This is a genomic window from Undibacterium cyanobacteriorum, assembly GCF_031326225.1.
Lineage (GTDB): Bacteria > Pseudomonadota > Gammaproteobacteria > Burkholderiales > Burkholderiaceae_D > Undibacterium > Undibacterium cyanobacteriorum.
The window spans coordinates 820,959-835,583 of the sequence record NZ_CP133720.1 but is presented as its reverse complement, the minus strand read 5'-3'; the positions used below and the strand labels follow the sequence as shown (position 1 = coordinate 835,583).

Here is a 14,625-nt window from a genome sequence, read left to right as displayed (position 1 = left end):
GAGCGATATACAAAAGTCGGAGAGTACCTATGCTCAAAAAGATTTCCGTCGATGAGCTCAAAACAGGGATGTTTTTACAATCCCTCTGTGGGTCATGGATGGACCATCCTTTTTGGCGCACCAAATTTATCATCAATGACACACGCGATATCCAGAAAATCATCGACAGCGGCATCACCGAAGTCTGGATTAACATAGACAAAGGCATTGATGTCCACCCACCTACCAAACCGATGATAGACGACGGTGGGGCAGAGCTTCCAGCGGCGTCAACCAAGCCCGTCGAAGTCATCAACAAGATCATTGAAAAACCCAAAGCAACTCAAACCTCAGACGAAATGCAAAGGGCAGCAAAAATTTGCGCTCAAGCGAAAAAATCCGTCAAATCGATGTTTGAGGAAGCGCGTATGGGCAGAGCTATCGCGGCCGATCATGCGGGAGAAATCGTACAAGAAATTTCTTATTCGGTGATGCGCAACCCCAATGCGATTATCAATCTCGCCCGCATCAAAAACGCAGACGATTACACTTATATGCACTCAGTCGCCGTTTGCGCTCTGATGGTCGCTTTGTCGCACCATCTCAATCTCGATGAAGATCAAACGCATGAAGCCGGTTTAGCAGGCTTGCTGCATGACTTGGGAAAGGCAAATATGCCGACGGATATTTTGCTCAAACCCGGAAAACTCACGGTCGAAGAATTTGACGTGATGAAAAAACATCCCGAAGAGGGCCATCGAATTCTGCAAGAAAGTGGTTTTACTGACCCAGTGCCCTTAGACGTCATTTTGCATCATCATGAACGCATCGATGGCAGTGGCTATCCACACGGGCTTAAAGGCGATCAAATCAGTATTTTTGCCAAGATGGGCGCCGTGTGTGATGTGTATGACGCGATTACATCGAACCGTCCCTACAAAGCAGGATGGGAACCTGCCGATTCAATCAAACGTATGGGAGAATGGTGTGAACAACAATACGACAAAGCGGTGTTCCAAGCGTTCGTCAGTAGTGTAGGGATTTATCCTGTAGGTTCATTGGTGCGGTTGGCCTCTGGTCGCCTAGCAGTCGTAATGGAGCAAACCAAGTCACTGGTTGCACCAAAGGTCAAAGTATTTTATTCGACCAAATCGAAGTCTTATATTCCAACGGAAATTCTTGACCTTTCGAAACCGACCATCGATGTCAAAGGCGAAAAAATCGTCGCCCATGAAGATGCGAATAAATGGGCTTTCAAGAACTTCAATGAGATGTGGGCTGGGGCTTAAGGCGCCCTCATCTCTGTGAGGTCATTAACTTCAGCTAGGCAAAGATAAATACAAATTATCCCAATCGTCGGGTTGAAATGCGCCGTCTCGTCGAAACATCAGCTGATGCTTCGAATTTAAAACGAAATGGCTAGGTGTGGCATTCAACTTGCCAAAACTATCCGTATGACCCGGCGCAAAACGCCAGACAGTTGGAAAACGCTGATCTTTAGGGTAGGCGAAAGTCGCCGCTTCATTGTAATCATCGAGCGCTTTTTTGTTTTGATCAACGTTCACACCAAGTAAGACGAAGTTCTTCTTCACGTTGCGCAGATAAAAATCGCGCATCAATTGCAAATCGTGCGAGCAAGCACTGCAGTCAAAAGTAAAGAAACTCACCAGTACAGTTCGTCCAGCAAAGTCTTTCAAATCGAGCGGCTTTCCATACACGTCAGTCCCATGTAGTTGAAAGACCTCTGCTTTCTTTTGATCTGCTTTTTTTTGATCAACTTTTGGTGCACTCGCAGAAACCGCACCAGACGACAGTGTTACTGTCAGCCCCGCAATTGTCGATTTGATGAAATCACGCCTATCCATGCTTACCCTCCGCTTCCGTTAAACAAGTCAACTGCGCTTCACTAAAGCTTCATCTTAGACAAGCCAAAGAAAGAGTAAAGACAAACATCGCCAATACAGGTTCGCAAGCCAAGCTTCTTTCAAACAAATCGAAAAATACAACAAAACCAGATCAAAAAAACAAGGGAATGACAGCGCTACCGCACTTCAACACTTTCAACACGAAACACTTCGCAAGCACCAGCCCCAGTATCGGCGCGGGTCATTGAGGTATTCCAATGCCAGCCGTCTGGTGTAGTGATGTTAACAAGGTAGCCGCGCAGATGCACCACCTCACCGGGTCTTACTTTTTTAAGTTGCTTCGCAATGCTCTCGCTCGCCGGAATCAAATGCATATTGGCGCTATGACTGGCAATTTCCTCAGGGGGCCGTGGTGGCTGATCTTGCCAGCGATAGTAATAGAATCGATTCGATTGCGAAATATCGAGTTGCTTCAGCACGGCGCTGTCTGACATCGCGCCCCAACCCAGTGCTAGGTCAACCGGGGAAAGATCCGCCTCTCGACCAAAGCTATACAACTCTTTCGAGAGCACTCGCGCCTCGATGTCGAACTCGGCCATCGCCTGCAAGGTGTACGCATCTTGCTTCCACACTGGGCCTCGATCCAGATTGACTTGTTTAGGCTCAGCGGCGACCAACACACCATCCGCCTGCTTGATCGGCTTTGAACTGCGTTGGTACAACTGATGGCCAGCTCCAATCACAAACAGCACAATGATAATCCAACGCAAAGACATTTCTCTTCTCCACCGACCTTGATCATTACAATGAACAAATGCAACAAAATAGCAGTGTAATGCAGAATCAAGTGAAGAAGCCTGCCGTCACACCAAGGTTTCATGACGACACGCCACATACTTCACATCGCGAGAAGACTCAATGCGTCATCGGAGTCGCCACAGATGAGCTCGTGTTGTCCTGTGCTGCATCAGTATGATGAAAAGGCGCAAACCAACAGGCTAAGAACGAAGGAATGGTTGCCACCATCACGAAAATAAAATAGTGAATATAGCCCATCGATTCTTGCAGGTAGCCACTGACCATGCCTGTCAACATACCGCACAATCCCATCAGACCCGTTCCAAAAGCATAGTGCGTCGTCGTATATTTACCGGGCGCTAGCTCTTGCATCAGATAGATCATGTAACCCACAGAGCCAAAACCAAAAAAGAATTTTTCGATGATGACGCCGGCGCTGATCAAGATCAAATTGTCGGGTAAGTACCAACTCATCACAAGGAAAGTTACATTAGGAATATTGACGGCACAGCAGAGCGTGAACAAACTCATCTTCAAGCCGCGCCGCGCGACAAACCATCCCCCCAATAAAGATCCGAGCAACACTGCAGCCAAACCATAGGTTCCGTACACCAAGCCCAGCATCTCATTGCTCAAACCCAAGCCACCTTTACTGGCGGGATCTAGCATAAAGAAAGGTCCGATTTTTTCGAGAAAGCCGATACTCAAACGGAACAAAAACGCGAAGGCAATCATGCGCCAGACATCGCGTTTTTGAAAAAAAGTAATGAAGGAATCTTTGATGATGGCGGCAGTTGCAGCAACCGAGCTGGGGGTATTACTGGCGCGTTCACCGTCCGGCATCACACGCCAATGCCAAACCGCCATCAGGAGAGTCACTGCCGCAACCAAGAAGAAGATAATGCGCCAAGCAGCAATCCATTCCGGTCCAAATGTACCAGGTGTTTGATGAAACACTTCGGTGTACAAGTAGCCACTCAACCACACCATACCGCCAGCAGCGACAATCGGCCCCACGTTCCAGCTCAAACTCTGAATACCGCAAAATAAAGACTGCGAGCGACTATCTAAGGACGTGACATAGACACCATCACTGGCGATGTCTTGGGTGGCGCCAACAAAAGATAAGACCCACAACAAAGGCAGCAAGACCACCATATAGTTCGGCAGTGACATCGCCAGCCCGACACCGACAAATCCTAAGGCAATCAACACCTGCGCAGATAAGACAAAGAATTTCTTCGTACGATACATCTCGACGAACGGGGCATAGAACGGTTTGATGGTGTAAGCCAAAATAAACATACTCGAATATCCAGCTGCTTCGCCATTACTCATGCCGAGATTCTTGAACATGGTGGAAGTCACATTGGTCAACATCATGAAACCAAGCGCCATCGTGAAATAGGCGGTTGGCACCCACATTAATGGATGTACCGCTCCACTCTCTTTTCCTTGTGCATTCACTGCACCATCCAACTGTGCCTGCATGTTCGTGTCTCCGTCTATTTTTTGATCGCGTGAAGCAATGTTGTTGTGCGAGCATACCTGAATTCTGTTTCAGGTTTTGAGCTTTTATGTTTAAAAGTTCACCTGAAAGTATCACCGAGTTTTTTGTTCCGCGACAAAACCGCGATACCAATACGCGCTGTCTTTCAGCGTTCGCTGTTGTGTGGCGTAATCAACGTGGACAATACCAAAACGTTTCGAGTAGCCCGAATTCCACTCAAAGTTATCAAGCAAGCTCCATAAGAAATAGCCGCGAACATCAACCCCTTTGGCCATGGCTTGAAACAAAGCTGCCAGATGGTGGCGTACATAATCGATACGGGCAACATCAGGGATCACACCGTGCACCACTTGATCTGAATTGGCCATGCCATTCTCGGTGATAAAGATCGGCGGGAGCTTGTATTCGTCATGCAATTTCAGCAGCAGCTCAGTCAAGCCCTGTGGATAGATCTCCCATCCCATGTCGGTACGCCGATTCTCCGTGGGCGGCTGTCGTGGTGGTTGTTCGGCACTGCAGAAAGCTCGGAAATAATAGTTCACTCCCAAGAAATCGAGAGGTTGTTGGATTTGTCGAAAATCATCCGCATGCACATACGGTGCCTTATCACCGTGGGTACGTAGGGCCAACTCGGGGTAGCGACCTTTAAAAATAGGATCCATAAACCATTGCACAGAACAGGCGTATTCACGTTCGGCCATGGCTTTATCTTCGGCAGAATCGGTGGCAGGATCGGCAGTCCACTGATTTAATACGATACCCAAGGGTGCGGCACATTTCTCGGCGCGCATTGCTTGCATCGCGAGGCCGTGCGACAACAACAAATGATGCGATACTTGAATCGCCTGTTTTGCATCCGCCACGCCTGGCGCAAATTGAGCATTACCGTAACCAAGGTTAGCGGTACACCAAGGTTCATTATGCGTTGCGATGCTGGCTAGACGATCACCAAAACGATGGGCGACTTGGGCTGCATAATCGGCAAATCGCGCCGTCGTATCGCGCGCTAGCCAACCGCCATCATCCTGCAATCCCTGCGGCAGGTCCCAATGATACAGCGTAAGATGGGGAGCGATATTCTTCGCCAATAAGGCATCGATCAAACGCGCATAGAAATCAAAGCCCTTTTCGTTCCACGCGCCCTTTCCTTGTGGTTGCACACGCGACCATGCCATCGAAAAGCGGTAAGCGTCGAGCCCAAGCGAGGCAATCAAGTCCACATCATCTTGATACCGATGGTAGTGATCACAAGCGACTGAACCATCGCTCTGATCTTTGATATTCGCAGGATTCTCGCAGAAGCGATCCCAAATCGATGGACCTTTTCCATCTTCTTGATAAGCTCCCTCAATTTGAAACGCGCTGGTGGCGACGCCCCACACAAAACCTGCCGGAAATTTGGTAAACGAATTCATAGTATCCAAGCCATCGTTCAATACGATCGCTATTGGTAAAAGATAGGTTAGAGACAAGTAAAAAACAGGTAAGAGATAAAGCTAAGAAAGTTGGGTGGACTCCCTCCAAGAAGGAAGCCCCGCCCCACCAAAACATCGAGTAGCCCACCCGTCACCATCAAGCTTCATGGTTGAACAGGTGACTCTCGCCTTTCTGGTTTAGAAGTTGTAGCCAATATTGACGCCGACAGTACGCGGTGGCAGATATTGCGCCACCCAAGCACCACCAGCATTCCCGGCGCTTGTTTTGATATTGTTGTTACCGACATTACGCACAAAGAAATCACTCCACCAGCCTTTGCTCGATTCATAACGCAAACCCAGATCAGCGCGGGTGTAGGCTTTCTGCTTATCGCCTTCGCCGAGATTGAAGACACTCAACCAACTTTCAGTCTCGTAATGGAAGCTCACACGGGGTACCAAAGTGCCGCCTTCTGGCAAATGGAAGATGTGTTGGTATTGAATTTGAGTCGCAAATTTCGGTGCGTGTGGCATTGTATTTCCGGTCACATCCAAGCAGGTACTGATACCCGGCACGGTACATTTTGGCAAAGCGTAATCGTTGGTACCACCGATCAACTTGCCCAATACCGCACTCGTGAAAGCCAAAGTGATATTGAGGCGGTCATCCGGGCTCAAACGTGCAGCGATCTCAGATTCAAAACCTTTGATCTTGGCACCTTCAGCATTGCTGGTTGCCAAGCCACGTGTACCATCTGGATTCGTGACTGGCGCACTAAACTGGAAGTCCTTGAAATTGGTGTAGTAAATCGCATTGTTAATGCGCAGGCTACCGTCCAAGAAGGTGCTCTTGGTGCCGAGCTCATAGTTCGTCAGGGTCTCTGCGCCATAAGTCTTGCCACCGTCCTGCAAACCGCCGGATTTATATCCTGTCGCAACGCTGGTGTAGAGCATATTGTTTTTGTCGATGTCATAACCTAAACGCAATAAGCCAGTCACTTTACTTCCGGTAAATTCACCGTCGTTGGATGGCTTACCTGGGCTATAACCTTGTCCAGGAATGCGTGGATCGATATTCGGATTCAAAGGCACTTGCGGCACTGTCGCATCGTAATTCCAGGTATACCCATTGCCGCCCACATTGGTACGTTTGTCGGAGGTGTAACGCAAGCCACCTGTCAAATGCAATGCATCATCAACATTCCATGTGGCTTGTCCAAAGGCCGCACTCGATGCAACCGTCTCTTTCGGTTGGATGAAAGAACCCTGCCAGCCAACTGTTCCTTGTTGAGTGCCATTGAAGATCGGAATATCGAAACGGATATCATTGCGCTCTGCCGCATAGTACAAACCAAGTTGCCAATCGACCTCACGCTTGCCGACTGACTGCAGCTCAAGCTCATGGCTGTAGTTAAAGTAATTCGAGGAGACGGTGTTATTGGCTTGATAGCCAGCGCCAGTGGCAAAACTGGTTGGAATGGCGACACCACCATCTTGATCGAAGTTCGAAGAACCGCTGAATTTAGAAACCCCTGCAATGTACGACAAACTCACATCATTACTGACTTTGTAGTCGAGGCGGCTGCGCAAAGAATCAGTATCACGCTGCACGAATGGCGCGGTGTCAATCAATGCAGACCACAACTTTTGTCCCGCACGAGGGCTCTGCATCAGGTTCATGCTTGGCGTACCGCGATCAGCAAATTTTTCGTAAGCGACATTCCACTTCAAGTCTGGAGTGATCTGCCATAGCAAACTCAAACGCACTGCTGTTTGATCTTGCGCGTTATATTTAGGGCCACCATTAACGAACAAGTTGGGGTTAATCGGCTGGAAGTCGGCAATCTTACCGCCGCCAGCGACGAAAGCCGCTTTTTGACTCGCCAATGGAATCACAGGCAAGGTCTGATAATCGACATAACCATCATGTTGTTCATGCACAAAAGCGACCCGCATTGCCGCAGTATCGCTAATCGGGAGATTAAAAGCAGCGCGGCCGCCTAAGCGATTGTAGCTACCGAGACCCGCTTCTACGCTACCACTTTGTTTGCCTAACACCGGTTTTGCGGTTTGCATATTAACGGCGCCGACGGTGGAATTACGTCCCCACAGAGTACCTTGTGGACCACGCAAAACTTCAATCGCATCGAGGTCGAATAACAAAGCGGTCGCACCTTCTGGGCGCGGTGAATAAATGCCGTCAACAAACGAAGCGACTTCAGGATCGGCATATTCTGTTTTCGCGCTATCGTTACCCACACCACGCAAAGTCATGGTAATCACACCGTGGTCACCCTGGCCAGTTGCTTGAAAGCTCGGGACTAAACTAACGACATCGAGCAAAGTTTGAACATGGGCATCTTCCAAAGCTGCTGAATTGATCGCGGTAATCGCGACCGGTGTTTTTTGTAGCGAAGTTGTACGCTTGGTACCTGTCACCAACACCTCTTGAATGGTGGTGGATTTTGCATCTGAGTTCGAGCTGGTCGCTGAAGTTTTAGCAGTATCGCTGCTGGGTGTGGTGCTAGCGTTTTGCGCTTGGGCACTACCGAGGCCTGCCACCAAGACCATGACGGCAAGTTGAATGGGGGTGCTTGCGCGCCGGCTTATTTGTGGACTCGTTTGTGGACCTACTTTTGTTGCCAGGTTTTTCATTTTGTCTCCAGTTGGATAAATTTTTCATCTTGTCTTACGGCAGGCTTCGTTCACGCTACCCATGAGAACGCTCACACTCCGCTACTCTTATGACTTGAGCGATTGATGGCGGCGTCTTTCAATTCCATGCCCCCTCATCGTTCAAGCTTGCCGTTCACTCTGCACTATGGGTTAGCACTTTGTGGCCGGCCCTTTTTAGTCGACTCTTTTTTGACAGCTTCTTTTTCCACTTGTGGTTCGCTTCCCGGAGCTCAACGTTTTCTTTGTGCGCCATACATCTTCATCAATGCATCACCAAACTCGCCTTGGATCGCTCGGCTTTGGACTTGGTGCTACTTAGTGCTACTTGATGCTGCAGGGCTTCAAACTCTCGTGAAATGGCGTTTTGCCGCATTTTCCATGTGGAAAGCCACCTAAAACCACGATAAATTCATTTGAAAACGTTTTCACGTCACATGAAAACGTTTTCATGATACATTTCAGTTTTTCGCGATGTCAACCAATTTTGTAAAAGTTTTTTAGTTCCAACGCAAAGTGGTATGCAATTTTTAGAAAATGACCGCGTCGCTGCAAGTACTCTAAGAATCGCCTTTAAGAATGAATTTCTGTCGGCACGAAAAGGAGTTGGAAGCGATGTTGCGTGTGGTGCGCAACACACAAAATTGCGGAAAATGCGGTTTAACTCTCGCGACAAAAGGCACGGAAAAAGCCCCACCTAGAGCCATCGCCAAACACACTATCACCTTGAGGATGGAAGCAAACATGAGCGCAGTAAAAAACATTTTGATTGTTGGTGGCGGTACCGCTGGTTGGTTATGCGCAGCCTTTCTTGCGAAGCAGTTGGGTAGTAAGCACAGCCATGGCATCCAGATTCGCTTGGTGGAATCACCTGAGATTGGCATCATCGGCGTCGGCGAAGGAAGCTTCCCATCGATCCGAGGTACTCTCGCTGCGATTGGCATCGATGAGGCGCAATTTGTGCGTGAGTGCCAAGCGACTTTTAAGCAAGGCATACGCTTCGACCACTGGCTGCACGAACCTCATCATTCAAAGTCGCAGCAGGATAGCGCAAGGCACTACTTCCATCCGTTCAATCAACCAAGTCAACGTCAAGGCACGCCCGAACTCCTTCCCTATTGGTTACAAGGTATCGCTCCAAAAGGAATGCCGTTTGCACAAGCTGTCAGCATGCAAAAACGCATTGCTGATGCGTATCGTGCTCCTAAGCGTAGTAGCGATGGCGACTTCCTCGGCCCCATGAATTACGCCTATCACTTTGATGCGGCATTATTCGCCAAGCTACTGGCCAAACACGCGAAGAACTTGGGCGTACAACATCTGCTTGGCAATGTGCACCGCGTTGAACTCGATCGAGAAGGTGCGATTGATGCTGTGCATACGCACGAACAGGGCGCGTTGAAAGCGGATCTGTATATCGACTGCACAGGCTTTCGCGCACGTCTGATCGGTCAAGCCTTGCAATCCGAATTTCACAGTGTGAGCGATACCCTTTTTGTTGATCGTGCACTGGCGATTCAAGTCCCCTATCCTCACGCTCAAACTCCGATCGCGTCTTACACCATCTCTACCGCACAAGAGGCCGGATGGATCTGGGATATTGGCTTACAAGATCGACGTGGCGTGGGCTATGTTTACTCAAGCCGCCACACTGATCAAGCGTGCGCCGAGCGAGTGCTACGTGACTATCTACAAGACGAGGCAGTGGAGTTCAAGCCGCGCCTCTTGGAATTACAACTCGGTTATCGACCGCGCCCATGGATCAAGAATTGCGTGGCGATTGGCCTATCGGGTGGCTTCCTTGAACCCTTGGAAGCGTCCGGCATTGGTTTGGTAGAAGCCGCCACTTATTTGCTGGCTTATTTATTCCCCTTCAACGGTGAGTTCGATTTGTGTGCCCAACATTTCAACCACCACATGTCGCAACGCTACGAGCGCATCGTCGACTTCATCAAACTGCACTATTGCATCAGCCAACGTCGTGACCATCGTTTCTGGATCGACAATGCGGACATCGCCACCATACCCTCGAGCTTGCGTGACAAACTCGCACTATGGAAGCATAGACCACCACACCGACTTGATTTCAACAGTGATCTAGAAATGTACCCGACCTCCAGCTGGCAATATGTCCTGTACGGCATGCACTACCCCACTCAGCTACATCCCAGTGCGATCGATGCCAACAAACTGGTATTAGCGGAGCAAGAATTCGCCGGTATTGCGGCGATGAGCGAACGGGCAGTAGCAGATTTGCCAGATCATCGACAATACATTCAGTTTCTATGTGAAAAGGCCGAGCAAGTATCAATACCGAAGAAAACGATTTCATATGCGTAACGTATCGCCAGTGACCGTTAGCGTACGCCTCAGCTTCATTGGCACAAGCAAGGCGAAGCTTAACGTCCATCAACACATCTTATGCGGCATGCAGTTTGCTTAGTCCGGCCAGCAAACTATGCTATGCTCCTTGTCTAATTGAAAACCTTTTCACACGCTAGGTGATCCTTTGAGCGAACATCATTCCAACGACAATCCAACCACCTTAATCGATGTCGCCCGACTCGCTGGCGTTTCGCCGAGCACGGTTTCGCGTATCTTGAATGGCACGGCCAAAGTCTCTGATGAGAAACGGCAGTCCGTGATGGATGCGATTGCCAAGATGAATTTCGCACCCAATCCTATGGCGCAAAGTCTCAAACGTGGCCGCTCCATGACGATTGGCATCGTGGTGCAAGATATTTCCTCTCCCTTCTTCGATGAAACCCTGCATGGCATTGATGAAGCGCTGAAAGGCACTGGCTATGCTTCCGTCATTGTCAGCGGTCACTGGAATGCGGCGGAAGAAGTGGATCGGATTCGCCTCTTATTGGCGCGCAAAGTCGACGGCATTATTTTGCTGTCAGGTCGTATCACCGATGAATCCGTCTTACAGTTTTCCGAGCACCGCCCCATCGTTTCAACTGGTCGTTCGATACAAACACAAAGGGCCTTGGGCTTTAAGCTCGACAATGAATATGGCGGTTGGTTGGCCGTGCGGCACTTGATCGAGCTCGGTCATCGACGCATCGCTTTCATCACTGGCCCAGCGAATAATTGCGATGCGATTGAACGTCTCGCGGGATACAAACGCGCCTTGCAAGAAGCCGACATTTCCTATGATCCTAAGATCGTCGTCGAAGGCGACTTTCATGAGAGTAGCGGTATGCGTGCCATCAATCACTTATTCGAAACGCAGCAGCAATTTACGGCCGTATGTGCGGCCAATGATTTGAGCGCCTACGGTGCGCGCCTTTCGTTGTATCGAAAAGGAATCCGCGTGCCCGACGATATTTCTTTAGTCGGCTTCGATGACTTACCCGGTTCCTCGTACACGACGCCTCCACTCACCACCATACGCCAACCGCTGTATGACATCGGGCGCATCGCCACCAACTCATTACTCCATTTAATCAACGGAGAGGCCGTCGAGACCAGTATTCCGCCGTTGGAACTCATCGTCCGCGAAACAACGCGACGCATACGCTAAGGCGTCTCAACTACACTCCTTTTGCGCAAAAAAAAGGCCTGCACGAAATTTCGTTGCAGGCCTTATCTCACATCTGAAGTATTTCAAGAGCGAGGCTTCCAGCGCCGCAATAGCAAGGCATTACTAATCACGCTCACGCTCGACATCGCCATCGCGGCTCCCGCAATCATCGGGTTCAAATAGCCTAGGGCCGCCAAAGGAATGCCGACCACGTTATAGAGAAATGCCCACATCAAATTTTGTTGAATCTTACGATAAGTCGCTTTCGAGATGTCGATCGCGGCCGCAACCATATAGGGATCGCCGCGCATCAAAGTGATTCCTGCAACATGCATGGCGACATCAGTGCCAGTCGACATAGCAATACCCACATTAGCTGCTGCCAAAGCTGGTGCATCGTTAATGCCGTCGCCCACCATCGCCACTTGACGACCTTCTTTTTGTAGGGCTTGAATAATGTGCGATTTTTCCGATGGCATCACTTGCGCATGTACTTGATCAATCGCCAAAGCTTGCGCGACCACATTTGCCGCTCCACGATTGTCACCACTAATCAACACCAGTTTTAAGCCCATATGGTGCAGCGCTTGGCTCGCTGCAACAGCCGTCTCTTTGATCAGATCACCAAACACCAACACCCCTAATAACTGCGCCTCAGTATGGCAATCAGGATGGGCATCAGTGGAGGCATCATCGTGGGTGTCATTATTCCCTTCAGTCGTCTCAATACAGGCCAAATAAGAAACCGTATGACCCGCCTCTTGCGCACGCTCAACTACCGCTTGAAGCGCCGTCATTTGTGTATCGCTCACTGCAAGGCTATGCATGAGAGCCGCATTGCCCAGATAAATCTGACGCACGCCTATTGGCTTACCATTCTCGACGATAGATTCTTTGGCCATTGCACCCCGCCCTGCAATCGCCTTCGCCTCCATCACATTCGCACTTAACTCGGTCGGCGTACTTGAAGATGCTGTGTCTTTTTGTTCTTGGTTTTGTTCTTGGTTATTTTCATTATCGTGAACATCCATTTGATCGTTCATTCCATCATCTTTGCGCTCAGGATTTTGAACAAGACTTTGAAAAGCATGCATCACCGCGGTCGCAAGTGGATGATCACTATGCTGTTGAACCACAGCGGCCAAACGCAGAAATTCCGCTTGATCACCCGACCATGTCGGTGACAGTTCGATTTTTTTCAAACTTGGTTTGCCCTGTGTGAGTGTCCCCGTTTTGTCGAAGCAGACCGTATCAATCCGATGCGCGAGTTCCAAAGCCTGCGCATCTTTGATCAAGATCCCAAAGCGTGCTGCAACACCAGTGCCAACCATCATCGCTGCAGGTGTCGCCAACCCTAAGGCACAGGGGCAAGCGATGACTTGCACCGCGACCGCGTTCATGATGGCCGTTTGCCAATCACCAGTGAGCCATAACCATACGGCAAAGGTAATCAAGGAAACCAACAAAACCACCGGCACGAATACAGCGCTAATTTTATCGACCAAGGCTTGAATGGGCGCCTTCACTGCTTGCGCTTCTTCCACCATACGTATGATCTGCGCCAGCATACTATTGGCACCGAGACCTTGCGCTTTGACGAGCATCAAGCCCTCTCCGTTCACCGTTCCAGCATAGACCCGCGCGCCACTCGACTTCGCCACCGGCAAACTTTCGCCCGTTAGCATTGACTCATCACAATGACTTTCTCCTTCCACTACTTCCCCATCAACGGCAAGTCGCGCGCCAGGCCGCAAGACCAAGATATCACCAACTTCAATCTGATTCAGCGCCACCTCTTGATCAACTCCACCGCGTCTTACCAAGGCTGTACTTGGTCGTAGTGTTTCCAAAGCGCGTAAAGCGGACACTGTTTGCGCCTTCGCTCTGGTTTCTAACCATTTACCAAACCACACCAAAGTGATGACGACAGCCGACGATTCAAAATACAGATGCAACATGCCATGTGACACGTGTGCTTGTTGCGTCAACAGCAAATACAGCGACAGTCCATATGCCGAACTAGTGCCGAGCGCGACCAACAAATCCATATTGCCACTACCCGCCAACACCGCTCGAAATGCGCCACGGTAAAAGCGCGCACCAAGCAGAACTTGAACTGGTGTCGCCAAGGCCCACTGCCACCAACCGGAGATCATCCAATCAATTCCAAAAGGGCTCAATAACATGGGCGCCATTAAAGGAACACTTAATGCGAAACCCAGATAGATCTGCCAAGGTGGTGTAGTGTGCACTTCGGCTTGTGCAAATTTGGTGGCGATATCCGGTACCTGGTCTTCGATCAGGCGGGCTGGATATCCCGCGCGTTGGCAGGCATCGAGACTTGCTTTGACGTCAAAACCTTGCAGCACTTCTATACGTGCACGCTCGGTTGCCAAATTCACCGTCGCAGAAAGCACACCCACCTGACGCCGCAGGACCTTCTCGACTCGTCCGACACACGAAGCGCAAGTCATCTCAGAAATCGCCAAATCGAGCACTTGCGTTGGTACCTCATAGCCTGCTTTGCGCACACTGGCAATAGCGGCATCCAACTCAAAATCACCTTCAATTTGCGCTTTTTCAGTCGCCAAATTTACTGCGACTGTTTGCACTCCAGGCAGCTTTTGCAGGACACGTTCAACCCGCGCAACACAGGATGCGCAGGTCATGCCTTGAATGGGAATACTGTATTTCAATGTCATTTCATCTATTTCACTTGATTATTCAGCGATAGCTCGGCGACTGCATCACACATCAAAGTCAGTCTTTTCTATTTGATTTTGCACAAGAAAACTCAATTCCTGCCGCAATCTAGCCCAGCTATCCACCTTGAAGAGTGGCGCTTGCCATGCTCCA

General features: G+C 49.7%; 9 protein-coding genes. 3 read left to right on the top strand and 6 right to left on the bottom strand.

Annotated elements, in window-relative coordinates:
• Positions 1-29 precede the first annotated feature (29 nt).
• A complete protein-coding gene (locus tag RF679_RS03490) occupies positions 30-1,268 on the top strand; it encodes an HD-GYP domain-containing protein (protein ID WP_309482833.1) in 1,239 nt (412 codons plus the stop codon).
• 30 nt (positions 1,269-1,298) lie between these two features.
• Here RF679_RS03490 and RF679_RS03485 read toward each other — a convergent pair whose 3' ends face one another.
• The 5 genes from RF679_RS03485 to RF679_RS03465 form a co-directional block, all read right to left on the bottom strand.
• The gene (locus tag RF679_RS03485) at positions 1,299-1,844 is read right to left on the bottom strand and encodes a TlpA family protein disulfide reductase (RefSeq protein ID WP_309482832.1); all 546 of its coding nucleotides are present in this window, start codon (positions 1,842-1,844) and stop codon (positions 1,299-1,301) included.
• Between the two features lie 176 nt (positions 1,845-2,020).
• Positions 2,021-2,620 carry a hypothetical protein gene (locus RF679_RS03480; protein ID WP_309482831.1) on the bottom strand — a complete coding sequence of 200 codons (600 nt, stop codon included), beginning with the start codon at positions 2,618-2,620 and terminating at the stop codon, positions 2,021-2,023.
• A 139-nt stretch (positions 2,621-2,759) separates the two neighbouring features.
• Positions 2,760-4,133, bottom strand: a complete 1,374-nt coding sequence (locus tag RF679_RS03475) for an MFS transporter (protein WP_309482830.1) — start codon at positions 4,131-4,133, stop codon at positions 2,760-2,762.
• A gap of 111 nt (positions 4,134-4,244) precedes the next feature.
• Positions 4,245-5,567 carry a GH1 family beta-glucosidase gene (locus tag RF679_RS03470; RefSeq protein ID WP_309482829.1) on the bottom strand — a complete coding sequence of 441 codons (1,323 nt, stop codon included), beginning with the start codon at positions 5,565-5,567 and terminating at the stop codon, positions 4,245-4,247.
• A 198-nt stretch (positions 5,568-5,765) separates the two neighbouring features.
• A complete protein-coding gene (locus RF679_RS03465; RefSeq protein WP_309482828.1) occupies positions 5,766-8,222 on the bottom strand; it encodes a TonB-dependent receptor in 2,457 nt (818 codons plus the stop codon).
• Between the two features lie 762 nt (positions 8,223-8,984).
• On the opposite strand from RF679_RS03465, the gene RF679_RS03460 reads away from it, so the two are divergent.
• The gene (locus RF679_RS03460) at positions 8,985-10,580 is read left to right on the top strand and encodes a tryptophan halogenase family protein (protein WP_309482827.1); all 1,596 of its coding nucleotides are present in this window, start codon (positions 8,985-8,987) and stop codon (positions 10,578-10,580) included.
• 169 nt (positions 10,581-10,749) lie between these two features.
• On the top strand, positions 10,750-11,769 hold the full coding sequence (locus tag RF679_RS03455; protein WP_309482826.1) for a LacI family DNA-binding transcriptional regulator: 1,020 nt from the start codon (positions 10,750-10,752) through the stop codon (positions 11,767-11,769).
• Positions 11,770-11,852: 83 nt separating this feature from the next.
• Here RF679_RS03455 and RF679_RS03450 read toward each other — a convergent pair whose 3' ends face one another.
• Entirely contained in the window at positions 11,853-14,471 is a 2,619-nt protein-coding gene (locus RF679_RS03450; RefSeq protein WP_309482825.1) for a heavy metal translocating P-type ATPase, read from the bottom strand.
• Positions 14,472-14,625: the final 154 nt, after the last annotated feature.

Excerpts from the sequence above, each read along its gene's own strand:
- RF679_RS03490 (WP_309482833.1), top strand. The coding sequence starts at position 30 with ATGCTCAAAAAGATTTCCGTCGATGAGCTCAAAACAGGGATGTTTTTA.
- RF679_RS03485 (WP_309482832.1), bottom strand. The coding sequence starts at position 1,844 with ATGGATAGGCGTGATTTCATCAAATCGACAATTGCGGGGCTGACAGTA.
- RF679_RS03480 (WP_309482831.1), bottom strand. The coding sequence starts at position 2,620 with ATGTCTTTGCGTTGGATTATCATTGTGCTGTTTGTGATTGGAGCTGGC.
- RF679_RS03475 (WP_309482830.1), bottom strand. The coding sequence starts at position 4,133 with ATGCAGGCACAGTTGGATGGTGCAGTGAATGCACAAGGAAAAGAGAGT.
- RF679_RS03470 (WP_309482829.1), bottom strand. The coding sequence starts at position 5,567 with ATGAATTCGTTTACCAAATTTCCGGCAGGTTTTGTGTGGGGCGTCGCC.
- RF679_RS03465 (WP_309482828.1), bottom strand. The coding sequence starts at position 8,222 with ATGAAAAACCTGGCAACAAAAGTAGGTCCACAAACGAGTCCACAAATA.
- RF679_RS03460 (WP_309482827.1), top strand. The coding sequence starts at position 8,985 with ATGAGCGCAGTAAAAAACATTTTGATTGTTGGTGGCGGTACCGCTGGT.
- RF679_RS03450 (WP_309482825.1), bottom strand. The coding sequence starts at position 14,471 with ATGACATTGAAATACAGTATTCCCATTCAAGGCATGACCTGCGCATCC.